The sequence below is a fragment of the Rhodoferax ferrireducens genome, assembly GCF_003347515.1.
Lineage (GTDB): Bacteria > Pseudomonadota > Gammaproteobacteria > Burkholderiales > Burkholderiaceae_C > Rhodoferax.
Map to the genome: position 1 here is coordinate 38897 of NZ_QEII01000193.1, position 24457 is coordinate 63353.

The following is a 24457-nucleotide window of genomic DNA, read 5'->3' on the forward strand; positions in this document are numbered from 1 at the left end:
CCATGTTTGAAACCATTGCTCAAGGTCTGTTGCTGGGGGCGCTCTATACCCTGTTTGCACTGGGTCAGTCACTGATGTTTGGTGTTATGCGCCTGACCAACACCGCACAAGGGGACTTCATTATCCTGGGTTCCTTTGCTGCCATTGCCGGAATCTCCGTCTTCGGACTTTCAGCGCTGGGCACTACCTTGATGGTCCTGCCGATGGCGTTTGCATTTGGCTATGCCTTGCAGCGCTATGTCCTTAACGGAACACTGGGACGGGACCCGCTGCCATCTTTGGTGGTGACGTTTGGTCTGTCCATCGTGATCCAGAACCTGTTGCTCGAATTATTCTCGGCAGATCCACGCTCCATTGAAACCGGGGGACTGTCATCCGAAGGTTGGGCGATTACGGAATCTTTCTCAGTTGGTGTCTTGCCCTTTTTGATATTGCTCATCGCCATTGCTGCAACGGCGGCCCTTCAGTGGCTTTTCACGCGCACTGCTATCGGTCGATCCTTCCGCGCAGTTTCCGATGACCGGGAGATTGCTGAGCTCATGGGGCTGAATTCCGGCAAGGTGTATGCGCTTGCAACGGCAATCGCTTTCGTCCTGATCGCTGTAGCCGGAATTCTGCAGGGCATGAGAACCACGGTATCCCCGGCGGATGGGCCCCTACTGCTTCTGTTTGCCTTTGAGGCAGTGATCATTGGTGGGATGGGATCATTCTGGGGAACATTTGTCGGCGCAATGATCTTGGGAATTGCTCAGCAAATCGGCTTCAGAGTGGATCCAGGATGGGGGATTTGGTTCGGCCACCTGATTTTTCTGGCCGTACTGGTTATGCGTCCCCAGGGTCTTTTTCCCAAAACAAGAGGTTAAACGACACCATGGAAAACATCCAATTTCAAGTTGAACGTGGCGGTCGTTACAGCACGGCTGCACTGATCGTTGGTGTAGCGCTGGTATGCGTTGCCATAAGTCTGCCCTTCTGGGGGGAGTCAAGCTGGATGCGTGAATTTGTGGAAATCGCCTGTTACTTTATCTTCGCCATGATGTGGAACCTGATGGCCGGTTACGGCGGCATGGTGAGCATTGGGCAGCAGGCATTCTTTGGCATCGGTGGTTACGTCATGCTGATTCTGGGAAATTATGCCGGCTTCAACCCATTCATTGCGATCCCACTGGGTGCTGTGGTCGCGGGATTGGTTGCCCTGCCTGTGTCCTATGTGGCTTTTCGTCTGCAGGGTGGTTACTTTGCCATCGGAACCTGGGTGATTTCAGAGGTGTTCCGTTTGAGCTTTGCCAATATGTCCGTGGTGGGTGGAGGTTCGGGAACCACCTTGACCGCCCTGCGCGGCATTGAAAAGGCGACCCGGGAAAGTGTCACCTATTGGATGGCCCTGGCATGTGTTGTGGCATCCATTGCCTTGGTCTATCTGTTCTTGCGCAGCAAGCGCGGCTTGGCCCTGCTGGCAATCAGAGACAACGAGGTAGCTGCCGAATCACAGGGAATTCCGGTTCAAAAGATGAAGTTGGCGGTGTACGCAGTGGCGGCCTTTGGCGCTGGCCTGGCTGGTGCCTTGTACTTTGTCGGAAACTTGCGCATTAGCCCTGATGCAGCTTTCAGTGTGAACTGGACTGCCTTTGCCATCTTCATGGTGGTGATTGGCGGCCTCGGCCGAATTGAAGGCCCCTTGATTGGCGCGCTGATCTTCTGGGCGTTGAACAAATTCCTGAGTGACTATGGCACATGGTACTTGTTAGGACTTGGGATGATGGCGATCGTCGTGACCATTTTCTTTAAACAAGGGCTATGGGGCTTTGCCCAGACACGCTGGGGATGGACGCTGTTTCCTGTTCAAAGAATCCTTAATACCTTGGAGGATTGACCCATGGGAACACTGACGTCAACATGGAAACAGGCACTCCAGCGCTTCCCTGGGTTGAGTGACTCAGAAGTTGGTTTTGACAAAATTCAAGCTAGCACTGCCATCGGAACCTGCTTGGACAGTTCCTCCAGATTGGCGTTTCTTCAAGCAGACTTTGAGCGAATTGCATCTGCACAATCAAATGACTCTGACGTGGCTGCGCAACAAATGGGTAGTCTACGTACTGCAATGGGGAATGTGCTAAATGCATCTCAAGAAACTCGAACTGCATCAGATCTGGCATGTGAATTCAGCGTTCAAGTGGAGCGCGACGCCGGACAAATGGAACACCATATTCAAGGTGTGAGTAGATCTATTGGAGAGGCCCAGTCATTGTTGACTGACCTTTCTTCTCGCTCCGCAAAGATCGAACAGATTGTTCAATCAATAGACAGTATTGCACGTCAGACAACCCTCCTGGCAATCAATGCAAAGATAGAGTCGGCGCGGGCCGGAAAAAGCGGTCGTGGATTTGCCGTCGTTGCCGACGCCGTGAAGCATCTTGCCGTGCAAACTAATGACGCTACTTTGACAATACAGAAGCTACTCGGTGCAACGGTAAGTGACGTGCGACGAGCAGGAGTGTTGATCAATCATGCAATGCAGGAGGTATCTGTCAGTGAAAGCCTTGCTAAAGGCGTGGCTGGAAAATCAATGGATGCTAGGTCACAAGCCGGGATAGTTGAGTCAGAGGTAGCGGTGATCGTTAACCAAATTGATGCGGTTTCGGAATCTACGCAAAGCTTGGATCAGCGGGTGCTACGGCTTGCCGATGGGAGCCGGCAAGTTACTGATACTGCATCTCAAGCGAGGGAGTCGGCTAGATCTGTACTTGAGGCCGCCATTTTGCTTAAGCGACATGTTCAGCGTATTAATGATCATCAGGGCACGCAGCTCAATCAACGCATGATGAATCTGACCGAAATTGCCCGCGGCGAGACGGTGCTGGCGTTGAACGCAAATTCAGCCGGTGTTGCGGCTGCGCGGGAGCGGATTCGACGTATAGATGAGACTCTAGGATTGATCCTGGCTGAAGGTAATTCGTCAGAACTGAAAGCCGAGTTTGGTCATACGTGGCAGGAATACATTGAGCTTCGTGAGCAGGCATTGGCTCTCGCCGAGCAAGGCAAGACTACCGAGGCTATTGAGTTCACCGCACGAAGAAACAGGCCCAAATACCAGGAAATTCGGCAGTTGCTAAACGAGTGGTCGGGATAACGCGTGTTGGCTAGATAAATCAACTAATTGGCTTAAGTTCGCCGCAGTTCCAATAGAGATTGATTGGGAATTGTCAAAGCGCAATAGATAGGACTATGAACATGAAATACATTGATGAAAATTCCATAACCACGGCTGTTCTGCAGCGCCTAGAGAGCTGCAAAAATCCACGACTAAAGGAGATATTGGGTACTCTGGTCATCCACTTGCACGACTTTGCGCGAGAAGTGAAGTTGACAGAGTCAGAGTGGATGGCGGGTATTGAGTTCCTGACCGCGACTGGTCAGATGTGCGACGACAAACGGCAGGAGTTCATTTTGCTGTCCGACACGCTGGGCTTGTCCATGCTGACGGTTGCGATGAATAACGCAAAGCCCGAGGGCGTCACCGAATCCACTGTTTTTGGACCATTTCACGTGGCGGGCGCACCCCATGTCGCACTCGGCGCGGATATCAGTGCGGGTGCGGCGGGAGAGCCTCTTTTCGTGACCGCCAAAGTGCTTACTCCAGATGGCAAGCCCGTTGCGGGAGCCGACGTGGACGTGTGGCAAGCGGATGAAGAAGGTCTGTACGACGTGCAACGCCCGGACTTGGCGCATCACCAGGCACGCGCCGTTCTCAGAACGGACGCACAGGGCAATCTCAATTTCAAGACTGTTCTCCCGGTTGCATATCCTGTGCCCACGGACGGTCCAGTCGGGAAAATGTTGGTGGCAACCGGGCGTCATCCCTGGCGACCGGCGCATATCCACTTCATGGTGGTAGCTCCCGGATTTGAACGCCTGATTACGCATGTGTTTCGCGATGGCGACCCCTACATGGACAGCGACGTTGTCTTTGGCGTCCGCTCTTCCTTGATTAGGCAGTTTGAGCAGCATGCGCCAGGGCTCGCGCCAGATGGCAGTCAGCAGTCGGTGCCATTTCACACGTTGAACTTTGACTTTGTATTGCAGCCTGTATAGATGGCATCAGGCTGATTCACATGGCTGATCAATTGACAGGCCCACAGTATTTCGCAGTCTTTGCGCAGGATCGCATTGGTATGAAAGAGGTCCGCGCCAGGTTGCGTCCAGAACATCGCGCCTGGCTTCGAAATCCGGGCACACACAAAGTTGTGGTGCGACTGGGTGGTCCCTTGCTCGATGCAGCAGGCGCCATGGCAGGAACGCTTCTGGTGGTTGAAGCCCAAAGCATGCAGGCAGTACAGGAATTTATGAACGATGACCCCTATTGTCAAAGCGAGATGTTTGAACAGATTGAGATCAAGCGTTGGCAGTGGAGTTTGGGCCAACCACAAAGCGAGAACTTGGAGAAAACATGATTAACAAGATAGCAGACAGCATTGAGCAAGCCATGTCGGGGATCAAGGACGGGTCAACCGTGTTGATCGGCGGGTTTGGAACTGCTGGAATTCCAAATGAACTCATTGATGGGCTAATTGCGCAAGGCGCAAGCGACCTCACTGTCGTCAACAACAATGCCGGCAATGGCGATACTGGCTTGGCAGCGCTGCTTAAAACGGGTCGCGTGCGCAAGGTGATCTGCAGCTTTCCCAGACAAGCCGACTCCTATGTCTTTGACGACCTGTATCGCAGCGGCCGTCTCGAACTCGAATTGGTCCCGCAAGGCAATTTGGCAGAACGCCTCAGGGCGGCTGGCGCTGGTATTGGTGCCTTCTACACGCCAACCGGTTTTGGCACTGAGCTGGCCCTTCATGCGGATGGCAGTGCCAAGGAAACCAGAGTCATCAACGGGAAATCCTATGTCCTGGAGTACCCCATCTACGGCGATGTCGCGTTGATTAAAGCCGAGCGCGGTGATCGCTGGGGAAACCTGACTTTCCGAAAGGCCGCCCGCAATTTCGGTCCGGTTATGGCCACTGCAGCAGCCAAGACTATCGCTAGCGTGCATGAGGTCGGCGAACTCGGTGATCTGGATCCCGAAAGTGTGGTCACGCCAGGAATCCACGTGAGCCACATCGTGAAAATTTCCCGCGTTGCCACACAGGCTGGCGGTTTCAAAGCGGCTGCCTAAGTCAGTGGGATACACCATGAGCTATACAAAACGAAGCAAAGACGAATTGGCAAAGCGCGTTGCCTCGGACATCCACGATGGTGCTTACGTCAATCTGGGCATTGGCATGCCAACCATGGTCGCCAATCACATTCCTGCCGGTCGTGAAGTAATACTTCACAGCGAAAACGGAATCTTGGGCATGGGGCCAGCTCCCAGTAGCGCAAACGAAGACTTTGACCTCATCAATGCAGGTAAGCAACCCGTCACCTTGCTGGCCGGAGGAAGTTACTTCCACCATGCCGACAGCTTCGCGATGATGCGTGGGGGCCATCTGGATATCTGCGTCCTAGGTGCCTTTCAGGTCTCAGCCACCGGTGATTTGGCTAACTGGAGCACAGGTGAGGCGGGCTCAATACCTGCCGTTGGCGGAGCCATGGATCTGGCCATAGGCGCCAAACAGACCTGGGTAATGATGGATCTTCTGACCAAGAAGGGGGAAAGCAAGCTGGTCAAGCAGTGCAACTACCCGCTCACGGGAATCGCCTGCGTGAAGCGAATTTACTCCTCTCTGGCAACACTGGCTTGCACACCCCAAGGCCTGCAGCTCATCGAATTGATAGAGGGTCTGGAACTGAAGGAACTGGAGCGTCTCTTGGGCTTGCCAGTCCTGCCCACCACAGTTCAAAGATAAGGAAACAAATGTCTGAAGCGTTGACGTGTAGTGCGATTCGCACACCATCTGGCGCAAGCGGAGCCCGACTTGCTACGACTGCAATAAATCGCATCCATCAGACGGTTGGCAGATACGCACTTTGCATCATGTTCATTGACGTAGGCCAAGGTATTGCCGACCGGATTATTCGATATTTACGAACACATCAGTCGAGCGCTATCGACTTCTCTCACTCTCACCCTCCGTATACAGTCCATTCCGGACACACAAGCAGAGACTTTGTAACTATTATTTAACCACCACAAGGAGACATGCATGACTGAATTTATAACCCGTTTCGGGTCCTTGAAGGATTACGAAAAAGGACACATCGAAATCATCAATGACAACCCAAAAAATTATGTTTTTTCAAACGTTTTTGAAGTTGCAAACGGATCCAAGCCATACGAAAAAGTGGCTGTTGCCAAGAACCTCGAGTATGTGATCGAAGCTGTTCGTGCTGAAGGTACGTCCGGCTGGATGGCCGCGTCACACGATGAGTTCTGTATCGTGATGGACGGCGAAGTCACGGTTGAATACGTCAAGCTTGATGCGCCAGAAGCTGTTGCGCCCGCTTCCAAAGAGGGCACTGTGGCCGTTCAAGGCGAACCCAAGGGCAAGCGCATGGGAACGATCCGGCTGGGGCGAGGTCACCAGGCTTTGCTGCCAAAGGGCGCCGCATACCGTTTTACGAGTGCAAAGCCTTCCGTCTTCATTCAGCAAACCATTGTGGGTGATTTGACCGTTCAAAAATGGGCTGACATCTGCCTTAGCTGATGCTTCAAAAGAGGCATTCAATCAATTAAACCAGGAGAACAGAATGAATTCAGCAGTTGATAAATTTCCCACCACCGTTGCCGGTTATCGTACCTTTGAGCTGGGTGGCTTTTCGTTCATTCGTGACGAATATTTCGTGACGATTTCGTGGCCCGTGAAAACCGGACGCCAGTCACACACCATGAGCGCAGATGCGTTTCTGCGCGCATTGATGCGCGATATCGCCTGGGGTTTCTTCTACGGCGTTGTGAACTTTGACCCCGTGTTCGGAACCCGCAATCTCTATGGCAAGGTCGAGTTCTTCGGTGGCCGCTTCAACGAGCACTATCACAATGCTGGGCGGTCCTATGTGGAAGTCTTTGAAACACCACGCGCTATGAAGCTCATCAAAGAAATGATGGCGGACTGGGTGAACGAGGGCTTTGATCCTTTTGCAGCCCCCATGGAAACAGGTGACGCAGCGTTCGGCGAAAAGAACGGAAGCAATTTGAAGGCTATCGACCGCTTTCGCGTTGCGACCAAGAGAATGCCTGGCCTCAAAGGTGACTCACCTTTGCGCGCTGAAGAAAATGGCTATTCCATTAACCGCGCCTTTGCCGACGTGTCACAAGATCAGCCTGAAATCAAAGCTGAACCAGGTTTCGAAGACGAATTGCATGCCTTTAGTTTGTTTTCCTACTTGTCACGTTCTGATGTGACATGGAACCCTTCCGTTACCTCTGTTTGCAAAAACAGTCTGTTCTGCCCCACCACGGAAGAATACATACTGCCCATCATCCACGGGAACGATCGTGTGGAATGGTTCATGCAATTCTCTGATGAAATCATGTGGAATATTACGGACAAGGAAACGGGTCGCCCCCGCGCCCGCGTTCTGATGAAGGCAGGCGACTTATCTGCCATGCCTGCGGACATTGGCCACCAGGGCTTTTCCAAGAAGCGCTCCATGCTGCTGGTCTGGGAAAACGGAAATCCGGAGATCGTTCGGATGCACGAATCGGGTGAACTTCCGCCCACACCGGTAAGCTTCTGATGAGTCGGTGCCACGAGTAGCCATACGCGTGACTCGTGGCGCCCTCGATTAGGAAGACCAGGGCCCGATGAAATCGAAAGATGTTGTTGCCGGAAATTTGAAGGGAAATTTGCATGAGTTGGCGTGAGCATCCGGACTGTCCGAGGAGAGGTTCTATTCTTTGTAGTCTTACCGACATTCCAGATGAGGGTGGCTTTGAAGTCACTTTCGGCGAAGGAAAAGAGAATTTTCGCATTTTGCTGTTGCGCCAGGGCGAAGAGTTTTGGTGCTACTTGAACAACTGCCCACACTTTTCACTCCCTCTGAATTACCACCCGCAAACGTTTGTGACGCTTGATGGATTGATCATGTGTGCCCATCACACGGCGTTTTTTAAATTTGAAGACGGTGAATGTGTTGATGGACCGTGTTCAGGCACTGGACTCACAGCTTTGCCAACGCGGCTGATTGGAAGTCAGATTGTTTTTGATGGCTGACATTGACTTGGAGAAATGCAATGGGATCGAGTGAAAGTTCAAAAAGCAAGGCCCTGAATTTCATAAAGGACGAGCACCGATCACTTGCAGCGGTGGTGCATGCGTTGCAATTCTTGTCAAACCAGATGCAACGGGGGAAAGCACCTAGTCAGACTTTGCTGGGTGCCATAGCGCACTATCTACTTCAGTTTCCTGAACAACTTCATCATCCAGCCGAAGATAAGTTCATTTTTGCCCCCTTGCGCGCAAAGACACAAGAAGCAAAAGAGGTATTGGATGCGCTGGAAGCCGAACATGCGGCAGGCGATGCCCGCGCTGCAATGCTTTCATTGGCGCTCGGCCAACTGGCGGCCAGGACGCCAGACTCCATCGCCAACTTCAGTAAAACAGTGGATGACTACGCCACCTTTTACTGGAGCCACATGATGCGTGAGGAAACATTGATTTTGCCTTTGGCTGAACGTGTTCTGAGCGACAGTGACTGGGATTCAGCGGCTGCGGGCTTTGCCGCAAATCATGACCCCATGTACGGCCCCGATACCGGGAACGAATTCGACGCCTTGTTCAAGCGAATCGTCTATCTCGCCCCTGCGCCTATTGGATTGGGCGGAACTGAGTGAGAAACCTGATTCAGGACCGAAAAATTGCTTACCGCGCCAAACGATTAAGAGCGGCTCGGCCACCGCCAAAGCGCTGGACTACGGTTTGAAGCGTTGGCGGGGCATGTCTATCTGGACTGGCTGGCCGTCGCGCAGAAACCCAGCCGAGGTCCGAGCGGCACAATGCCTGACGGGTTGATGTGCGGATGGCTTATGTAGTAATGGCGCTTGATGTGGTCGATGTTGAGCGTCGCGGCAACGCCCGGCACCCAATAGAGCTGGCGCAAGTAGCCTGAGAGCTGCGGGAAGTCTTCGATCCGGTTGCGGTTGCACTTGAAATGGCCGTGGTAGACCGCGTCGAAACGGGCCAGGGTGGTGAACAGGCGCCAGTCCGCTTCCGTGGCCGCCGGCCCCACCAGATACGGGGCTTGCGCCAGCATCGCCTCGACCCGGTCCAGGGCGTCGAACAGGCGCTGGAACGCCTGCTCGTAAGCAAGCTGGCTGGAGGCAAAGCCGCAGCGATAGACCCCGTTGTTGATGTTGTCGTAAACAAAAGTGTTGACGCGGTCGATCTCGCCGCGCAGCGCGGGCGGATACAGGTCAAGCCGTGCGGCGCCGAAGGCATTGAAGGCCTGGTTCAGCATGCGCACGATGTCGGCCGACTCGTTGTTGACGATGGTGCGGGTTTGCTTGTCCCACAACACCGGCACCGACACGCGCCCGACATAGTCCGGCCTGCTGGCGCTGTAAAGCTGATGCAGATGGGAACAGCCGTTGACGTGGTCCGGCAGCGCCGCGCTGAAGGCCCAGCCCTGCGCCGACATCACCGGCTCCACGACCGACACCGACACGGTCTGTTCGAGCTTTTTCAAGGCCCGCACGATCAGGGTCCGGTGCGCCCACGGACAGGCCAGGGACACGTAAAGGTGATAACGGCCCGGCTCGGCCGCGTAGCCACTGGACCCGTCGGCCGTGACCCAGTGGCGAAAGGCCGACTCGGTGCGGACGAACTCACCCTGGGACGGCCGGGTGTCGTACCAGCCTTCGTGCCATTGGCCGTTTTCCAGATAGCCGCTCATCGTTATTCCTTTATCGTTGTAGGAGTCCGTCGCACTGCAACTGAATACAAAGTGTCTACCGCGGGGCGGACGGGTCACCGGATGGGCGAGGCTGCATCATGAACTTAATCGCCAGCAGGATCTGATCACGGGAAAGCTCACTGCGCCCTCCTTTGGCGGGCATGGCGCCAAAGCCGTTGACGGCATTGTCCGCCAGCGTTTCAAGCCCCCGGGATCCCCTGGACAGGCGTTGGCCCCAGTCAGCCGTGTCGCCAGCTTTTGGCGCGCTGACCATGACATTCTCCGGCCCGTGGCAGGCGCGGCACACCGACTGGTAAAGCGTCTGTCCTGCGTCCACCGCCAGCGCGTCCGCATGACAAAAAAAAGGCAGCAAGCCGAACATGGCCATGGCGGCAAAACGTGTACGGGTCATGATGATCCTTATTGGAAAAAGCCGGCACCCCGCAGGGGCCGGCTTTTCAGTTCCGTGCCTTACTTGCCTTCTTTGGCGTGGAACATGTCCGTGGCGTAGACAATTCCCAGTCCGTAGCCACCCGCGTGTTCGGTGGCAATCTTCATGACCGGCGCATAGGTCGCGCCGCGTGCCCAGTCACGTTGCAGTTCCAGCATGTATTGCAACCAGGTGATGGGATGAGCGCCGGCCTGGACCATGCGCTGAACCGCCATGTCGTGAGCCTCCTTGCTGACACCGCCAGAGGCGTCGGTCACGATGTACGCATCGTAGCCGTCATCGATGGCCGAGAGAACCGGCTCCACGAGACAGACCTCGGTCCACAAAGCGGCCATGACGACTTTCTTGCGCCCGAACTTCTTCACTTGATCGACTACCCGCTGATCTTCCCAGGTGTTCATGGTGGTACGGTCAATCGGTTTCTGATCCGGCAAAACAGCCTGCAGTTCGGGAAAGATCGGGCCGCTGAAGGACTTGGCCGCCACCGTGGTCAGGATCGTCGGGACCTTGAAGACGTTCGCCGCTTTGGCCAGACCGGTAACATTGTTGCGCAACTCCGCAATGTCGATCGAACGGGTCGCAAATGCCATCTGCGGCTGGTGGTCGATCAGGATCAGACTGTGATTTTGGGGCGTCAGGAGCTTGGCCGACGGTTCAGCGGCGTGGGTCGGCGCCAGTGCGGAGAGGGCCATCAGAAATGGCAGGGCTACTTTGGCAATGTCTTTGATGTTCATGATAAGAATCCTCTATATTGAAGTTGGGGGTTAAACGAAAGCCGCCTTGTTGGCGTCAAGGTAGGTGCGCAGCGTGGTCAGTGGACGTCCCAGCAAGCGTTCTCCCTCTGGTGAAACGACAGCCGCCTGGTTCGTGGCAAAGACGTCGAACAGCTCCAGCATGCCTTTGGCCTGCCATTCAGGCCAGCCAGCTCCAAGCAAGGAGCCAAGCGTTGTAGCTTCATCCGGCGAAACGTATTGAACGGGCTTGCCGGTAACATCCGTGAATGTGCGGGCGAAATCCTGGCCAGACAGCAACTGCGGCCCAGTGATGGCGTAGGCCTTGCCTTCATGACCGTCACTGCACAGAATGTTGGCCGCGATCTCGCCGATGTCGCCCACGTTCAGGGGGGCAAAACGACCTTCGCGGATGCCGAAGTAGAAGGCGCCTTGTTTGATGCCGTCAGCCCAGCCGGGCATGTTTTCCTGGAAAAAGATGGTACGCAGGTGCGTCCACTTAAGGCCCGACGCTTCCAGGTATTTTTCGCCGGAGCGGAACTGGCGACCAAACAGGATGGACTCGTATTCGGCGCCGAACACGGAGTAGAACAGCACATGTTTGACGGAGCCGGCGGCAACGGCGGCGTCAATGGCATTTTTGGCTTGCTCTTCACGATTTTCCACATTGCCGATGATCAGGAACAGTTTGTCTACTCCCTTGAAAGCAGCCGCCAGAGTGGCCGGCTGGTCGAGGTCCAGGATGGCGGTTTCGATGCCTGGGAACTTGTTCCGCAGATCGCTGGCTTTGGCTTCGGAACGCACGCCGGCGCGAATAGTGAAGTGGTCCTTGTGTTTGCGCGTCAGGGCATCGAGGGTGGCGGTGCCGTTGTTGCCGGCAGCGCCAATGATGAGTAAGGTTGGTTTGGTCATGGAATGCTCGTGGGTAATAAATGCAGGGGTTGGGTTGTGTATGCCTGTCAGGTGATTAAAAAAGTAGGTTTGGTTATTGGCTCTCCTTGGCTGAAAACGATCGAGTCCAGAACTGCTTGTTGCCACGAACGGCGATTAGCGGGATTGCAGACGTGCATCCACGCTCAAGGGCCCCGCACCTAACGCCGACACCAGCAACATGCCACCTGCCACCGACATGTTTTTCATAAACAGCAACTGGGTCACAAACTTCTGCTCCGCCGGAGCGCCCCAGTACGCATGGAACACCACGCTGGCGGCCACTGTGAACAGAGCCAGCGCCAGTCCTGCCCATCGCACTTGAAAGCCTACGACCAGTGTCAGACCCCCTAGCAACTCGAACAAACCGACAACTACCGCCAAAACAGCAGGGGCTGGCAATCCACCACTGGCGATAAAGCCAGCCGTACCTTGAATATCAGTGAGCTTTCCAAAGCCAGACAAGATAAACATCAGGGCCAACAGCAGGCGTCCGAGAACGGAAACATAGGATTTGTAGGATTCATTCATTTCAATTTGTCCAAAGTAAATAGGGTTCAACCAAGTTGCCTGTCTCCAAGAAGCACTGAATTGATTGCCTCTCATCGATGTGATGAACTTTATTGACCTTCCGAGCGTTTCGGAAGGCCATGAAATGGATAACATCAACCCACCCATGGAACAATTGAATCCCAACGATCTATTGATATTTGCCCGCGTAGCCGAGTTGGGCAGCTTCAGTCGCGCGGCGGACCGGATGGGCTTACCCAAATCCACCGTCTCGCGTCGCATCACACTGCTCGAGGAATGTCTGGGGGAGCGGCTGATGTTGCGCACCACACGGCGTTTGACGTTCACTGAATTTGGCGTGAAGTTGCTTGAACACGCTCGTCAAATTGCGGCTGACGTTGATGCGGTAACGGCTTTGACCGAGCATCGCCAGGCTCAACCAACTGGGCGTCTGCGTGTATCCATGCCCAGTGAGATCGCTGAGCTGATCCTGCATGACATGCTGGCCGCGTTTGTTGCCATGTATCCGGCGGTGTCGCTGGAGCTCGATCTGTCATCGCGACGCGTTGACCTGCTGGCGGAAGGTTTCGATGTCGCTTTGCGAATCGGCAAGTTGCCAGACGACGCCTTGCTTGCGGCACGCCGTCTTGCTGATATGAAAAATGGTCTTTATGCCGCCCCTTCGTACCTTGCCGAGCACGGTGAACTCGCTTCACCAACCGATCTGCAGCAGCACCAGGCGGTGCACCGGCTAGGCCGCAACGGCGAGGTTGAGCAGTGGAGTCTGGTGAATGGGGAGTTGCATTGGGAGGGCATACCACCGGGGCGGTTTTCTGCCAACTCACCGGGCTTGTTAATTCGACAGGCTTGCGCCGGCTCCGGCATAGTCTCAGTTCCCGATCTATTTGCCACGGCGCATGTTCGCTCTGGCGAACTTCAGCGTGTATTGTCGGACTGGTGCATGCCATCGGACACCGCCTGGGCCGTGTTTCCGGGGCGTCGACTTATGCCGACCAAGACGCGTGCATTCATTGACATGCTGCAACAAACGCTGGCCGAAAAGTTAGAGGGGGCATAACTACCGCGCTCAAAATATCGTTTGACGGATAGTAATTCAACCGCCTCAGCCGCAGACATGGCTGTTGTGGCGTTGTTTCTCGCCAGCCCCTTCGCGCGGCTTACGTTAACGGCGCCGAATTGTCCGTTGACGGAGGCATGTCTTCCATGCTGATGGGAGTGATTCTTCACTCCGGCACAGCCCGTTCCACGCTCATCGCGAACAGCGTTGCGAGCTGACGGCGGGCAATTGCACGATGACCCCCCGTCACCCTGGCACCCCACCCACGGGGTCCGCGATCAGCTTAGAATGGGCGTCCGCAATAGGCGGAATGCGCAGGCAGTTGTCGACAAGGAGCGCTGACGTCGAATGAACACACTCGGTGCCGCTTGCTACGTCGAGCGGGTCATCTTCCCGACTCAACTTCCCGTGCACGCGTTCCTCCACTCCGTGCAGACGGCCGACTTTCACCTGCATGCCGCTTTCGAGGTGCTGCTGGTGCTTTGCGGCCGCGTCATGCTCTACACCGATGCGGGCGAGCAGCGGTTGGAGGCGGGAGACCTGGCGATCATTCATGGCAACCAGCCGCACGCCACTCACGACCTGGGCGAAGCCAACGCGGTGCTTGCGCTACACATCGACCCTGCGATCACGCGGCATGACGCGCATTTCTCGCGCCGGCGATTCGACTTGGGCGAGCTGCGCGCCGATGCCGAGAAGAGCGCGGTACGTCGGCAGTTGCGCGGCTTGGTCGCCCGCATCATGATCGAGTCGCGTGTGAAACGCTCGGCGTGGGAGTTGGAGGTCGAGTCCTTGGTCCTGCGACTCGTCGCGATGCTGCTGCGCAAGGTGCCCAGCGTGCTCGTCGACGAGGCGCGCGCTTGCTCGATCCGCGTCTGGCCCGCGTTGCCGAGTACATCCGACGCCATGCCAGCGAGCCTATGTCGATCTCTACCGTCGCGCAGGCACATGGCCTGTCCAGCGGCTACCTGTCGCGTCTGTTCAAGTCCGAGACTGGGGCGAGCTTCGATAGCTTCATCGGGCACGTACGCCTGCGCCGCTCGCTGGACCTGCTGTCCGGGCCAAAACCTCAGTCCATCACCGACATTGCGTTGGACTGTGGGTTCCCTAACGTGAAGTCCCTCAACCTTGCCTTCAAGCGGGCGTTCGGCAACACCCCCAGCGCCTGGCACCAAACACGTTGGGTGTGTTCAGACACACCCGTACCGAGCTACGCCGACGTCGATGAATCCAATGCGATGCGCCTGCTCCATCGATACGCGGACGAGTCTCACGACCTCTCGCACGGTGCTAGTACAACGGCACGCAATTAACGAAACATGAATATACTCCAAATGTCGCTATCGGCATACCTTGGAGTAGTCATGCGTCAGACAGAACTGAACTTGAGCGAGGAAGATCGCTCGACTATCGAAGCAATTCGCAGCAAAGGGGTGCATCAGGCGCGCGAGGTCAATCGCGCCCATGTGCTGTCATGCCTGGACCGCAACATTCCAGAATCGCAGATCAAGGCAGTGCTTGGCATTGGCCGCACTTCCGTGTGGCGTGCTCGCGCCGCCTACTTGCAAGGCGGGGTGGAGTTGGCAGTGTTCGATGTGCAGCGCTCAGGACGCCCGCGCCAGTACGACAGCAACGCCGAGGCGCGTGTGATCGCCTTGGCCTGCTCAGCACCGCCCAAGGGACGCCAGCGCTGGACCATGGTCGAGCTCGAACGCGCCGCTCGTCAAGAGCCTGGCATGCAATCCGTGAGCCGGGAAACCGTGCGCCGCATGCTCAAAAAAACGACCTCAAGCCCTGGCGCCGGGTAATGTGGTGCATTGGGGCGCTGACCGAGGAGTACCGTGCCCGAATGTATGCCCTGCTCGAACTATGCGCGCGGCCAATATCCAAAACCGAGCCGGTCATATGCGTCTACGAGAAAGGCCTGCAACTTATCGCCCATAGCCGACCTCCATTGGCCATGGCGGCGAACAGCCCAAGCAAGCATGACTACGAGTACGTACGCAACGGCACCACCAATCTGTTCGTGGCTGTCGAGCCCAAGGCGGGACAGCGAATCGTATCCGTCACCGAGCGTCGAGAAAAGGTTGACTTCGTCGCCTTCATCAAAGGACTGCTCACTAGCGTGTATGCCAAGGCAAGACGAATTCACTTGGTGCTCGATAACCTGGACACGCACTTCAGAAAGTGCTTTGACGATGTGCTGGGCAGTCGTGCGGCCGCCAAGATCCTGCGTCGCGTGGAGTTTCACTACACCCCAAAGCACGCGAGCTGGCTGAAGATGGCGGAAATGGAGATTGGCATTCTGAGTCGCCAATGCCTGGATCGGCGCATTGCCGATCTCGAATTGCTGGAGTCCGAGGTTGCTGCCTGGCAGCAAACCCGCAACGAGGAAAAGTGGACCATCGAGTGAAACTTTACCCGACAAGACGCCGACCATAAACTATGGTCGTAATTATGTTTTAAAACTTGCGTGTTAACTTACTTGGTTTTGGCGCCCGGCGGGCGGCCCGGTTGCACACATGGTGCCGTGCCGCCTGAGGCCAGACGACGTCGGCTTGCGCCGCAGCTCAAACGCGGTGGTCTTGACCGCCTTCTGCTTGTCGCCGATAAGACGAACCGGGCAGTTGCTGAAGGTGCGGCGATACGCAAATCCATACGCCTTGCACCATCAGCCGGGTGTAAAATCGGGAATCGCGCGGATCATGAATTCATCAAAAAGTGGCACAGTAAACGCCATATCTCCGTGTGCCGGGCTGTAAATCATTCCTTTTTTGATGAGCTTGGCGCGTACCGGGCCTATGCCTTTCACCGTCATGTTCAGGGCCGTCGCAGTATCACCGGTGCGGTGGCTGCCAGGACCCAGATGGGCCATCGCCCGCAAAAAAATTTTTCTCACCGGGCGTCAGTCGGTCATACCGGACCCGGAAAAAATTCTTATCCAGCCGTCGGGTCACCTCTCGTGTTGCGTTTTGGACGATCTCCAAGGTGACCGGACTCGCCGCTGTCATATTCCATGATTGGTAGCCCCACTCCTGAATGAAATAAGGGTAGCCATGGGTCAGGCGGAACACCTCCTTGAGTGCATCATTCTCAAATTCAACCCCGACATGGCGTGCCGGCTCGCGCAGTGCCTTGGTCGCATCGACCTCGGACAGCGCCCCAATGTCCGGGAAGTTAAATAATCGCTCGGCGTAGGACTTCGATTCGCCAGCCATACCAGGGAGTACCGGCAAGCCCGCAGCCAGCAGCACCAGCGGCAATTGCTTTTGCTGCATCTTGTGCATGGCCATGATGAGGGCGCCCAGTTCCTTTTGGCTAAGGTACTGGATTTCGTCCACCAAGATGGCCACCGCCGTCTGCCGCTCAAGCGCTGCCTCGGCAATGGCCACAAACAAGTTTGGCAGGTCGACTTCGAGATCCCCGCTGTCGGCAGTGCCTTTGGCGGGTTCGATGTCCAGGCCCAAGGCCACATCGTTGACCGTCAATTTAATGCTGCCGATAAAACTGCGCAATACCGCTAATCCACGTTTGACCTTGTCGCCAGCGCCGGCCACCCGATCCAATTCAAAAAGCAAACCACGCAGCACCGGATAAATGAGTTCGCCCAGTGGCTTGTCCTCATGCGCTTCAATCAGGATCGTTTGATAACCGGCAGCTTTCTCCATTCGCTCGATTTCGTTCAGAAGCACGGTCTTGCCAACACCGCGCAATCCGGTCAGCAGAAAGCTCTTTTCCGATCGTTTTTGTTTCACGCGCCCCAGCAGAATGCGTGCCTGCTCCAGTAACGGGTCGCGCCCAACCAGCTCGGGAGGGGGCGCACCGGCACCGGGTAAAAACGGGCTATTGATCGGCTCCATTCAGGTCGTTCTCTATCAATAGAAACGACGCAAAAGTGTCCAACTCCAACCCGAAACACCTTCATCACGTCATCCCCAGTGGTTGATGCGCTTGCCGGCGCTGCGGCCGGACTCGGGCTGGGGTCGAAAGGGAGGGATCCGCAGTCAAGTCTTGGACTGGGCCGGCGGTAGCAGCATTGCCAACAACTTGCGGTGCGTATCCTTCACGGCCTGCACTTCTCCCGCCGCCTTCTCTTTTCCCAAAACCATCTGCGCAACGGCCGCATAGACGAGCGGGGCCATCACCAAGCTGAAATGCTCGGTCAGCGGGCTCGGATTCAGCTTTCCTTCGGCGACGAACCGATCAACGAGCGCCTGGCGATCCACACGCGCCTGCATGTTCGCGGCACTCCATTTGGCGAGCAGATGCGGAACACGATGGCCTTCCGTGATAAGAAGTCTGGCAATCGCGATCGTGTCGTCGGTCAGAGCAGCGTAGCCGGATTCAACGAGACGTTCTACAAACTCTTCGGCATTCGGCACGTCCTGCATCCAACTCAAGCTTTCCTGGGAGCGCGCCATGAGGCCCTCAAGGAGCGTCTCGAACATATTGTCCTTGTCGGTGAAGTGAACGTAGATGTTTGACTTCACGGTACCCGCTCTGCGAGCGATCTTTGAGATGCTCGCGGCTGTAAAACCCAACGCGTTGAACTCGACCAGCGCCGCTGCAAGGATCTGCTCGCGGCGAACCTCGGGGGCCAGTCGTGTCCTTTTCTTCTTGGGTTCAAGCCGGGGGGCTGGGGCTACGGAATCTGTTTTCTTCATGCCATCGCTGTAAGTGAGTGCCCTGCAGCAACACTGCGCATAGCGCCCATGATTGCTGTTGGCTCGATTAAACCGTTGGCGTCGTTCTTGCCACTCTTTCCGGTTCTGTTGCAGTAAGCATAAACGACAATCTGAGCCATGCTTGATTTCCGCCAAAGTCTGATCAACAGCACGCTGCACCAGGTCCTCAAACGGCTTCACTACCCTCTGGAAGTCACGATTCATCGCTGGGCGATCAAGGTTCTGCCGGTTCTGGCCGCCGTGTATCCGCCGGCGCAAGCGCCCCGTGGGTAGAAGCTGGCGCATGGAGGAGACCTACATCAAGGTTTCAGGCCAGTGGACATATCTCTATCGCGCCGTCGATCGTGCCGGAGATACGCTGGATTTTTTGCTCACCGCCAAGCGCGATTTGGCTGTAACCCGGCGGCTCTCGGAGCTCGCCATCAACCGGCACGACGTGCCAGGGAAGATCACCATCGACAAGAGCGGCGCCAACACGGCCGCCATTGAAAGCGTCAAGGCCGACGCCAGTGTCGAGATCCTGATGCTGCGCCAGAACAAGTATCTCAACCACATCGTCGAACAGCCCCCCCGGGCCATCAAGCGGATCACCCGAGCGATGCGGGGATTCACGTCATTCTGCAGCGCCGGGATCATCATTGCAGGAATCGAGACCATGCACATGATTCACAAGGGACAGCTGGATTGTCCCGGTGGCCAACTCGTGTCTGCTGCCACCCAGTTCTACAGCCTTGCGGTTTGATCACAAGTCGAACCGTCCAGCTATTTTTGTCCCGACTCCATTATCGCAAAATCGCCTCATGCAGTATGCGCCGGATCTCGGCCGTGGCTGGCGCACTGTTCTGCACGCGATGCCCGGACAGTATGACCAGTTCCGATTCCGCGCCCGGCAGATGCGCACTCCGGTAAGGCACCAGCCCGTCGTCGGAGTCGGCGAGCGAGATCACTGGGTCGGACCGCGCGATGATCGAGTTGTAATGCACCGCTGGAGAGATCGGCAGGTCGGCGACCGCGCGCACAAAAGGATCGTTCTCGTCCAGGTTGTCAATGCTGTTGGGCAATCGAATCTTTGTGATGTCCAGGTCCGCGTCGCGCGCGACCGCAGCGAGGTCTTCCATCAGCGTGACCGGAAGCTGGATCAGGCTTGACAGCCAGCGCGCCGGCTGACGACCGGCCGATGGCGTGCCGCGATGCGGCGTAGCGATGAAGATGGCTCGCGTCACCGCAGGCAACGGCTCGAAACGCACGACGGAGTCGAGCCGCTTCAATATCCGGTCGCGGCGTTCAGGCGGGATGTCCTGCACGGTGATCAGGTTCGAGATCTCCTGGTCAGCGGTGGACACCATCAGCCGCGCGATGATGCCGCCCAGGCTATGGCCGATCACGACGAGATCGCGCGACGCAGGGGCCTGGCCGGTCGGGTCGAATTGCGCGAGGGTCTGGGTCAGCGCGTCACGGATCGCTGCGTGGCTCAGCGCGGTCGGGATGTTGGTTGGATAGTAGACCTGCCACACTTGATACTGCTGGCGCAACACGTCGTCGCCGACGATCTCGTTGGCCAGATCGGCCCACGCCTCGGGGCTGCTGGCCAGGCCGTGCAGCATCACAATGATTCGACGCTGGGGATCGTAGGGCTGCATCAGGTACACGTGCGGGCGTTTGATGCCACGCGCGCCGTGGCCGAAGAACGTGCTCAACGACTGCCCCGAGAAGCCAGAGCGCGCGAGCCACAAGCCATAGCCGGCCGTGAAGTTGGCCGCCAGCGGCACGCTCCTGTGCCCCAGCACTGCGCTCGCCTCGCGATAGGGGTCATGGACACTGAATGTCGCCTCGCGCGTGGTTAGCACGTCTCCCAGGTCGTCGCCATTGAACCGCAGCAGCACTGTGATCGGCGGCGCCGGCATCTCGCTCCACACCTGCGAAGCCACCGGATTCATGGCAGTCTCTGCCTCTCGATCATGGACATGCTCCGGTGCGGATTCCCGGTCCATGACCGCAACCAACTCGGCACCCAAGCCCTCTCGGCGATAGATGCTGCGCAGGCCGCGAAACGACAGGGCCGCGGCGGGCAACAGCTCGCGCGCCATCGACGGTTGGCCGGAAGCACGCACGCTGGGAGCGCTCACGTGCAGTGTCCAACCAACACGGTGCAGTTCGCGGCCGCGAAGATCAGTGTCGTCCCGAGAGCGCGACGCGAACATCTGCGTGGCGACCTGTTGCACGGCCTGGTTGTACCAGTCGCGCACCTGGACGTGACGCTCCTTGACGGCATCTTGCGCTACGCCGGGGTCGGTGAAGACGAGGTAGGCGTAGGCATACCGGGCGACCTCGAACCATGCTTTGAGCCGGGCATCGCCACTCAGTGTCCGCGCATGCGCCAGCCACAGCTCGGACAGCGCCGACAGGCGTCGCGGTTCATCGATCCCGCGCGTGTCGGCCAGACTCTCGATGCAGGCGTACCCTGACTGGGCACGTGGCCCGCCGTTGAGCCCTGCGACCCGCGTCGCTTCGCGGGTCGCAGGGCTCAACTCCTGCTGCACGAGCACGTCGCCGCGCCCGGGCGCAACGTAGCGCTCGGTGCTGATGGGCTCCAGTTCGACGGCCGGGCGGAACTCGCGCAAGACCGAGCAGCCATTTAACGATAACAATGCTGCGGCGGCTAGGCACAGCGCCACCCGGCGCAGAACCGTACTTGTCACCATGTTGGGAACACCCCCAGGTCAGAAGCGATAGAAGTAGCCGATACCGACCCCGTACTGGGTGTCCTTCTCGACCAGGGGACTGTTCGTGATCGCGCTGCCCATACGCGTGGCCCCCATATCGAGGAACACGGCATGCTTGGGAGCCACCCGCCAGTCGATGCGCATGCCGATCTCGGTGTTCACAGTGGATTCACCCTGGTAGCCAAGGCGTCCCGCAAGCGCCTCACCCGGCGTCACACCGTAGTAGTAGTCCACATATTTTTTGTCGACCCATTCGGCCGCCAGCCGTGGCGTGAAACCAAACGAGCCCGCCGCGAAGCGACGGTCGATCTGCAGCTTGGCGCGGGTGCCCTTGCTGTTGCCCATCGCGTCGCCGAGCACTTCGGCCGACAGGTTAGCGATACCGGTGCGCCAGGTGGCTGCGCCGCCCACCCAGAAGCTGCTGTCGCGGTCAACCATGCCCTGAAGGAAGGGGGAATCGCTGGCCTCGTAACCTTCGCCAACGAATCGCCCACGCAGTCGAAACGAAACCGGCCCCAGCGAGGGCAGCTTCACGTCCACGCCAGGACCGAACACGTGGACATACTTGTTCTCAAAGGTGAGCAGCGGCAGGCCACTCGCCTTGCTGTCGAAATCGCGATAGACCTTTTTGTTGATGCCTCCCGCCACACCGATGGCCCACTTGGAGTCGCCGCTTTCGGATTCCGTCGTGCCTTGATCGGGTGAAGTCGTCTTCGTGCCCGCCGTTTGGGCCGACGCGGATGCCATCGACAAGGTACCGGCAACAAGGAGCGCCAAAGCGGCAGGCATCGTTCGTACAGGCTTGGGGGTAAGAGCAGTGAAAAGAGATGTCATAGTCAATCATCCAAAAAGAGAAGAAGAAAACCGCCACGATCCAGAATCGGGCGCTGCGGCGTTTGAGCAGTCATCGCACCGGCGAAGGGCGCGGGACACCCCCCCTTTCTGGTAGATGCCCCAGTGCCGCAACAGCAACACCTAGCTCGCCCTTTGTCTCTTCGCTTGCCACCATACCCGGACGAGACCGAGCGGCGCGACCGCGCAACAAGAACTGTCCTGGTTTTGTATGCATGCGTAGAGCCATGGGTTGGTTGTCGATACGGCCCAGCATGTCCCTTCAGCCCCGGCTGACAGCTCTGCCAATGGACTCGGAGAAAAATTATAATGACCGATCGTTCGTTAGTGATTGTACAAGACTAATGAACGATCGAACATTAAATATTCGCCGACAGCATCCACCCTCCCCCAGAAACGGGCACAGGTGAGTCCCATCGCCCTCTGGGCCAGCCGAACGTCTTGCCGGCGCTGGCCCCATTGGTAACTTGGCCCAGCGCCTATCGGGCACACTGTCACAAAAAGGCTCCCATGACCACGTCACCACAAAAGCCCCACACCGCACCGGCCGCAAAGTAGCCAGTTCGCATGCGCCTGCCACCTGAGGTGCAGCGCCCTGGGCTTCGCTGCCCCCAGCATCGCCGCGATCGCGCGTCGCGCCGGCATATCCAAGGCCAACCTCTACGTGCACTTCGCCGATAAGGACGCAATCTTCGAGAGCATGCTGGAGCAATGGCTCCAGCTCTCGGACGAAGTGCCTGCTCCCCTGCCGGGCCAAACGTCGGATGAGATCTTCGACTGCCTGATCGACAACATGTATCGGCACCTGCCCCCTCAGACAGTCGCCCTCATCCTGCTGTTGATCACAGAGGCGCACCGGGCGCCACACTTGGTCGAACTGTGGTTCGAGGAATCCCTCATCCCGGCGAGGATCGCCCAGCAGCGCCGCGTCGGCGAACTGGCCGCCATAGGCAGCCTGCGCGCCACCGCCCTGACACAGGATTTCAACTTCACCACGATCCCGCTGCTCTATGCGCAGTGAGGCAGATGGTCTTGTCGGAAGAGCAGGCGCGCTGCCAGAAGACAAGGACTAACTACCAGCTGCACATCCGACCACACTTTCCACCCACGGTATTTAGCGGCAGAGTTGACATGTAATGACCGATTGTTCATTACATGCTATATTGGCAAACGACCGATTGTTGATTTGTGATGCTTTCTGGTGCCAATTGCTCCAATGACTGGTGTTGTGTACACGCAGATATGACGGTTTTGTTCGTCCTCAGAGGAGCGCATGAACAATAAGAACTAGATGATGGATAACAAGCCCCACAAACATACACACCCGTTCAAAGCGCCGCTGGCTGGACTGTGCTGGCGCTGGCCCCACCACTGCTGTGGTGGATGTCGCATTCGTCGCGCCAGGTCGTGATCGAGTCGATGACGTTCCTGTTTCGGCACGCGGCGGTGGAAATGCTTGCCGTGGTGGTGACCATGTTGGTATTCGTCACCGGTTACCGTGCTGTTTTGTCGGCGCGCAAGGGAGCTGTGGTGTTGCTGGGCGTGGCTTTTTTCGGCGTGGGCCTGCTCGACTTTCTGCACACCCTGGGCTGTGCAGGCATGCCGGAGGCCCTAACCGCCAACAGCCCACAAAAATCCATTTTTTTCTGGTTAGTCGCGCGCCTTCTTGCCGCCAGCGCCCTGCTGATGTATGCCGTGCTGACCACGACGCCAACGGTTACCACGCGAAGAAAGCGGCGCGCCCTGGTCATCATGCTGGCCGTGGTCGGGGTACTGGGTTGCGTCGGGCTGCGCTGGCCCGGGTGCGTACCGGTGCAATTTGTCCCAGGGCAGGATCTTCCGCCCCTGAAAATTGGACTGGAGTGGCTGATCATCAGCCTTAATCTGGTCACGCTGGGGATGCTGTGGCGGCGCCGGGCAGAATTGGCCCGTGAATGTGTCATGGCCTTGGCCTTTGCCGTGTCCTTGTCGGCGGTGTCTGAACTGTTTTTCAGCCAGTCGGGAGTGATCGCCAAGGATGGCGCCAATGTGATTGGGCACGTGTACAAGGTGGCGGTCTACCTGTGTTTGTTTCATGCCACTTTCAACGAGGCGCTGCGCCGCCCTTTGGTACGCATGGAGGCACATCATCTGCACGAAAAACTGATTCTGGATGCTGCCCCGGATGGCGTGTTGTGGGTGGACCAGACGGGACAAATCCTGCTGGCCAACCCGGCCATGGAAACTCTGTCCGGCTACCCGGCGCATGAACTGGAGGGCCAGAACGTGGACCTGTTTTTATCCGCGCACTTGCGTGCGCGCCACGCGCAGTCGATGCGAGACTATTTCACGGCACCGCATCCCCGTGCCATGGGCGCGATGGATTTGAAACTGTTGCGCCGCGATGGTCAGCTGTTGCCGGTGGACATCTCGCTGGGGCACTGGGAACACGAGGGCGCGCGCCACGCCATTGCCTATGTGCGCGACCTGACCGAGCGCAAGACATTTGAAGAATCACTGCGGCATCAAGCCACCCACGACGAACTCACCGGCCTGCCGAATCGCTGTCTGTTTCGCTTGCAACTGATCCAGAGCCTGGCGCGGGCCGGACGCTCAGGTCTGCGCGTGGCTGTTTTGTTTCTTGATCTGGACTATTTCAAAACCGTGAATGACAGTTTTGGACACGCCATGGGCGA

The 24457-nt window shown here is 57.2% G+C and carries 28 protein-coding genes and 3 pseudogenes; 20 read left to right on the forward strand and 11 right to left on the reverse strand.

Annotated features, from left to right (window positions below; all coding sequences use genetic code 11):
- Positions 1-2: 2 nt before the first annotated feature.
- The 12 genes and pseudogenes from C5P05_RS02325 to C5P05_RS02380 all read left to right on the forward strand — a co-directional run bounded on the left by C5P05_RS02325 (position 3) and on the right by C5P05_RS02380 (position 8764).
- Complete coding sequence (locus C5P05_RS02325) at positions 3-863, forward strand: branched-chain amino acid ABC transporter permease (RefSeq protein ID WP_114968278.1); 861 nt, start codon at positions 3-5, stop codon at positions 861-863.
- Between the two features lie 8 nt (positions 864-871).
- Entirely contained in the window at positions 872-1873 is a 1002-nt protein-coding gene (locus C5P05_RS02330) for a branched-chain amino acid ABC transporter permease (protein ID WP_114968279.1), read from the forward strand.
- A gap of 3 nt (positions 1874-1876) precedes the next feature.
- Positions 1877-3130, forward strand: a complete 1254-nt coding sequence (locus C5P05_RS02335) for a methyl-accepting chemotaxis protein (protein ID WP_114968280.1) — start codon at positions 1877-1879, stop codon at positions 3128-3130.
- A gap of 101 nt (positions 3131-3231) precedes the next feature.
- Entirely contained in the window at positions 3232-4092 is an 861-nt protein-coding gene (locus C5P05_RS02340; protein ID WP_114968281.1) for an intradiol ring-cleavage dioxygenase, read from the forward strand.
- A 20-nt stretch (positions 4093-4112) separates the two neighbouring features.
- A complete protein-coding gene (locus C5P05_RS02345; RefSeq protein WP_114968282.1) occupies positions 4113-4451 on the forward strand; it encodes a YciI family protein in 339 nt (112 codons plus the stop codon).
- A complete protein-coding gene (locus C5P05_RS02350; protein WP_114968283.1) occupies positions 4448-5164 on the forward strand; it encodes a 3-oxoacid CoA-transferase subunit A in 717 nt (238 codons plus the stop codon). Before C5P05_RS02345 ends, C5P05_RS02350 begins: the two co-directional genes overlap by 4 nt.
- A gap of 16 nt (positions 5165-5180) precedes the next feature.
- Positions 5181-5837, forward strand: a complete 657-nt coding sequence (locus tag C5P05_RS02355; RefSeq protein ID WP_114968284.1) for a 3-oxoacid CoA-transferase subunit B — start codon at positions 5181-5183, stop codon at positions 5835-5837.
- A 32-nt stretch (positions 5838-5869) separates the two neighbouring features.
- Positions 5870-5995, forward strand: a pseudogene (locus C5P05_RS34285) (3-oxoadipyl-CoA thiolase); the annotation flags it as partial.
- A 139-nt stretch (positions 5996-6134) separates the two neighbouring features.
- Positions 6135-6635, forward strand: a complete 501-nt coding sequence (locus tag C5P05_RS02365; RefSeq protein WP_114968286.1) for a hydroxyquinol 1,2-dioxygenase — start codon at positions 6135-6137, stop codon at positions 6633-6635.
- A gap of 43 nt (positions 6636-6678) precedes the next feature.
- Positions 6679-7668, forward strand: a complete 990-nt coding sequence (locus C5P05_RS02370; RefSeq protein WP_114968287.1) for a hydroxyquinol 1,2-dioxygenase — start codon at positions 6679-6681, stop codon at positions 7666-7668.
- A 113-nt stretch (positions 7669-7781) separates the two neighbouring features.
- Positions 7782-8144 carry a Rieske (2Fe-2S) protein gene (locus C5P05_RS02375; RefSeq protein ID WP_114968288.1) on the forward strand — a complete coding sequence of 121 codons (363 nt, stop codon included), beginning with the start codon at positions 7782-7784 and terminating at the stop codon, positions 8142-8144.
- Between the two features lie 20 nt (positions 8145-8164).
- A complete protein-coding gene (locus C5P05_RS02380) occupies positions 8165-8764 on the forward strand; it encodes a hemerythrin domain-containing protein (RefSeq protein WP_114968289.1) in 600 nt (199 codons plus the stop codon).
- A gap of 107 nt (positions 8765-8871) precedes the next feature.
- Here C5P05_RS02380 and C5P05_RS02385 read toward each other — a convergent pair whose 3' ends face one another.
- From C5P05_RS02385 to C5P05_RS02405, 5 genes are all read right to left on the reverse strand, one after another.
- Complete coding sequence (locus C5P05_RS02385; protein WP_114968290.1) at positions 8872-9822, reverse strand: glutathione S-transferase family protein; 951 nt, start codon at positions 9820-9822, stop codon at positions 8872-8874.
- Between the two features lie 55 nt (positions 9823-9877).
- Positions 9878-10234 (reverse strand): c-type cytochrome, encoded by a 357-nt coding sequence (locus C5P05_RS02390; RefSeq protein ID WP_114968291.1) that lies wholly within the window; start codon positions 10232-10234, stop codon positions 9878-9880.
- Positions 10235-10293: 59 nt separating this feature from the next.
- Positions 10294-10965 (reverse strand): hydrolase, encoded by a 672-nt coding sequence (locus tag C5P05_RS02395; RefSeq protein ID WP_114968302.1) that lies wholly within the window; start codon positions 10963-10965, stop codon positions 10294-10296.
- Positions 10966-11037: 72 nt separating this feature from the next.
- Positions 11038-11916, reverse strand: a complete 879-nt coding sequence (locus tag C5P05_RS02400; RefSeq protein ID WP_114968292.1) for an SDR family oxidoreductase — start codon at positions 11914-11916, stop codon at positions 11038-11040.
- A 135-nt stretch (positions 11917-12051) separates the two neighbouring features.
- Entirely contained in the window at positions 12052-12612 is a 561-nt protein-coding gene (locus tag C5P05_RS02405) for a DoxX family protein (protein ID WP_332871322.1), read from the reverse strand.
- Between C5P05_RS02405 and C5P05_RS02410 the strand changes: the two genes are divergently transcribed.
- The 5 genes and pseudogenes from C5P05_RS02410 to C5P05_RS33510 all read left to right on the forward strand — a co-directional run bounded on the left by C5P05_RS02410 (position 12530) and on the right by C5P05_RS33510 (position 15935).
- Positions 12530-13522, forward strand: a complete 993-nt coding sequence (locus C5P05_RS02410; RefSeq protein ID WP_332871323.1) for a LysR family transcriptional regulator — start codon at positions 12530-12532, stop codon at positions 13520-13522. The genes C5P05_RS02405 and C5P05_RS02410 overlap by 83 nt on opposite strands.
- Before the next feature lie 348 nt (positions 13523-13870).
- Positions 13871-14317: pseudogene (locus C5P05_RS35220) on the forward strand (cupin domain-containing protein); the annotation flags it as partial.
- A 125-nt stretch (positions 14318-14442) separates the two neighbouring features.
- Entirely contained in the window at positions 14443-14835 is a 393-nt protein-coding gene (locus tag C5P05_RS35225; RefSeq protein WP_114968295.1) for a helix-turn-helix transcriptional regulator, read from the forward strand.
- Positions 14836-14886: 51 nt separating this feature from the next.
- Positions 14887-15330, forward strand: coding sequence for a helix-turn-helix domain-containing protein (locus C5P05_RS33505; protein ID WP_157979190.1), 444 nt, complete (start codon positions 14887-14889; stop codon positions 15328-15330).
- A complete protein-coding gene (locus C5P05_RS33510; RefSeq protein ID WP_157979191.1) occupies positions 15330-15935 on the forward strand; it encodes an IS630 family transposase in 606 nt (201 codons plus the stop codon). Before C5P05_RS33505 ends, C5P05_RS33510 begins: the two co-directional genes overlap by 1 nt.
- A gap of 258 nt (positions 15936-16193) precedes the next feature.
- On the opposite strand, the gene C5P05_RS34290 is transcribed toward C5P05_RS33510, so the two are convergent.
- The 4 genes from C5P05_RS34290 to C5P05_RS33515 form a co-directional block, all read right to left on the reverse strand.
- Complete coding sequence (locus tag C5P05_RS34290) at positions 16194-16340, reverse strand: hypothetical protein (protein ID WP_232834312.1); 147 nt, start codon at positions 16338-16340, stop codon at positions 16194-16196.
- Positions 16341-16359: 19 nt separating this feature from the next.
- Complete coding sequence (locus C5P05_RS02435) at positions 16360-17382, reverse strand: ATP-binding protein (RefSeq protein ID WP_232834313.1); 1023 nt, start codon at positions 17380-17382, stop codon at positions 16360-16362.
- A 144-nt stretch (positions 17383-17526) separates the two neighbouring features.
- A complete protein-coding gene (locus C5P05_RS02440) occupies positions 17527-18186 on the reverse strand; it encodes a TetR/AcrR family transcriptional regulator (protein ID WP_114968297.1) in 660 nt (219 codons plus the stop codon).
- Positions 18183-18326 (reverse strand): hypothetical protein, encoded by a 144-nt coding sequence (locus tag C5P05_RS33515; RefSeq protein ID WP_157979192.1) that lies wholly within the window; start codon positions 18324-18326, stop codon positions 18183-18185. Before C5P05_RS33515 ends, C5P05_RS02440 begins: the two co-directional genes overlap by 4 nt.
- On the opposite strand from C5P05_RS33515, the pseudogene C5P05_RS02445 reads away from it, so the two are divergent.
- A pseudogene (locus C5P05_RS02445) lies at positions 18325-18949 on the forward strand (IS6 family transposase). The gene C5P05_RS33515 and the pseudogene C5P05_RS02445 sit on opposite strands and share 2 nt — an antisense overlap.
- Positions 18950-18989: 40 nt before the next feature.
- On the opposite strand, the gene C5P05_RS02450 reads toward C5P05_RS02445, so the two are convergent.
- Both C5P05_RS02450 and C5P05_RS02455 read right to left on the reverse strand, forming a co-directional pair.
- Positions 18990-20909 carry an esterase/lipase family protein gene (locus C5P05_RS02450; RefSeq protein WP_114968298.1) on the reverse strand — a complete coding sequence of 640 codons (1920 nt, stop codon included), beginning with the start codon at positions 20907-20909 and terminating at the stop codon, positions 18990-18992.
- 18 nt (positions 20910-20927) lie between these two features.
- Complete coding sequence (locus C5P05_RS02455) at positions 20928-21764, reverse strand: MipA/OmpV family protein (protein ID WP_198674594.1); 837 nt, start codon at positions 21762-21764, stop codon at positions 20928-20930.
- A gap of 613 nt (positions 21765-22377) precedes the next feature.
- Between C5P05_RS02455 and C5P05_RS02460 the strand changes: the two genes are divergently transcribed.
- Together C5P05_RS02460 and C5P05_RS02465 are read left to right on the forward strand one after the other, a co-directional pair.
- A complete protein-coding gene (locus C5P05_RS02460; protein ID WP_269813887.1) occupies positions 22378-22803 on the forward strand; it encodes a TetR/AcrR family transcriptional regulator in 426 nt (141 codons plus the stop codon).
- A gap of 362 nt (positions 22804-23165) precedes the next feature.
- A partial coding sequence (locus tag C5P05_RS02465) for an MASE3 domain-containing protein (protein WP_157979193.1) occupies positions 23166-24457 on the forward strand: 1292 nt, incomplete at its 3' end.

Coding starts and splice junctions, on each gene's coding strand:
- C5P05_RS02325 (WP_114968278.1), top strand. CDS start 3: ATGTTTGAAACCATTGCTCAAGGTCTGTTGCTGGGGGCGCTCTATACC.
- C5P05_RS02330 (WP_114968279.1), top strand. CDS start 872: ATGGAAAACATCCAATTTCAAGTTGAACGTGGCGGTCGTTACAGCACG.
- C5P05_RS02335 (WP_114968280.1), top strand. CDS start 1,877: ATGGGAACACTGACGTCAACATGGAAACAGGCACTCCAGCGCTTCCCT.
- C5P05_RS02340 (WP_114968281.1), top strand. CDS start 3,232: ATGAAATACATTGATGAAAATTCCATAACCACGGCTGTTCTGCAGCGC.
- C5P05_RS02345 (WP_114968282.1), top strand. CDS start 4,113: ATGGCTGATCAATTGACAGGCCCACAGTATTTCGCAGTCTTTGCGCAG.
- C5P05_RS02350 (WP_114968283.1), top strand. CDS start 4,448: ATGATTAACAAGATAGCAGACAGCATTGAGCAAGCCATGTCGGGGATC.
- C5P05_RS02355 (WP_114968284.1), top strand. CDS start 5,181: ATGAGCTATACAAAACGAAGCAAAGACGAATTGGCAAAGCGCGTTGCC.
- C5P05_RS02365 (WP_114968286.1), top strand. CDS start 6,135: ATGACTGAATTTATAACCCGTTTCGGGTCCTTGAAGGATTACGAAAAA.
- C5P05_RS02370 (WP_114968287.1), top strand. CDS start 6,679: ATGAATTCAGCAGTTGATAAATTTCCCACCACCGTTGCCGGTTATCGT.
- C5P05_RS02375 (WP_114968288.1), top strand. CDS start 7,782: ATGAGTTGGCGTGAGCATCCGGACTGTCCGAGGAGAGGTTCTATTCTT.
- C5P05_RS02380 (WP_114968289.1), top strand. CDS start 8,165: ATGGGATCGAGTGAAAGTTCAAAAAGCAAGGCCCTGAATTTCATAAAG.
- C5P05_RS02385 (WP_114968290.1), bottom strand. CDS start 9,822: ATGAGCGGCTATCTGGAAAACGGCCAATGGCACGAAGGCTGGTACGAC.
- C5P05_RS02390 (WP_114968291.1), bottom strand. CDS start 10,234: ATGACCCGTACACGTTTTGCCGCCATGGCCATGTTCGGCTTGCTGCCT.
- C5P05_RS02395 (WP_114968302.1), bottom strand. CDS start 10,965: ATGGCCCTCTCCGCACTGGCGCCGACCCACGCCGCTGAACCGTCGGCC.
- C5P05_RS02400 (WP_114968292.1), bottom strand. CDS start 11,916: ATGACCAAACCAACCTTACTCATCATTGGCGCTGCCGGCAACAACGGC.
- C5P05_RS02405 (WP_332871322.1), bottom strand. CDS start 12,612: ATGGGTGGGTTGATGTTATCCATTTCATGGCCTTCCGAAACGCTCGGA.
- C5P05_RS35225 (WP_114968295.1), top strand. CDS start 14,443: ATGTCGATCTCTACCGTCGCGCAGGCACATGGCCTGTCCAGCGGCTAC.
- C5P05_RS33505 (WP_157979190.1), top strand. CDS start 14,887: ATGCGTCAGACAGAACTGAACTTGAGCGAGGAAGATCGCTCGACTATC.
- C5P05_RS33510 (WP_157979191.1), top strand. CDS start 15,330: ATGTGGTGCATTGGGGCGCTGACCGAGGAGTACCGTGCCCGAATGTAT.
- C5P05_RS34290 (WP_232834312.1), bottom strand. CDS start 16,340: ATGACGGTGAAAGGCATAGGCCCGGTACGCGCCAAGCTCATCAAAAAA.
- C5P05_RS02435 (WP_232834313.1), bottom strand. CDS start 17,382: ATGGAGCCGATCAATAGCCCGTTTTTACCCGGTGCCGGTGCGCCCCCT.
- C5P05_RS02440 (WP_114968297.1), bottom strand. CDS start 18,186: ATGAAGAAAACAGATTCCGTAGCCCCAGCCCCCCGGCTTGAACCCAAG.
- C5P05_RS33515 (WP_157979192.1), bottom strand. CDS start 18,326: ATGGCTCAGATTGTCGTTTATGCTTACTGCAACAGAACCGGAAAGAGT.
- C5P05_RS02450 (WP_114968298.1), bottom strand. CDS start 20,909: ATGGTGACAAGTACGGTTCTGCGCCGGGTGGCGCTGTGCCTAGCCGCC.
- C5P05_RS02455 (WP_198674594.1), bottom strand. CDS start 21,764: ATGACATCTCTTTTCACTGCTCTTACCCCCAAGCCTGTACGAACGATG.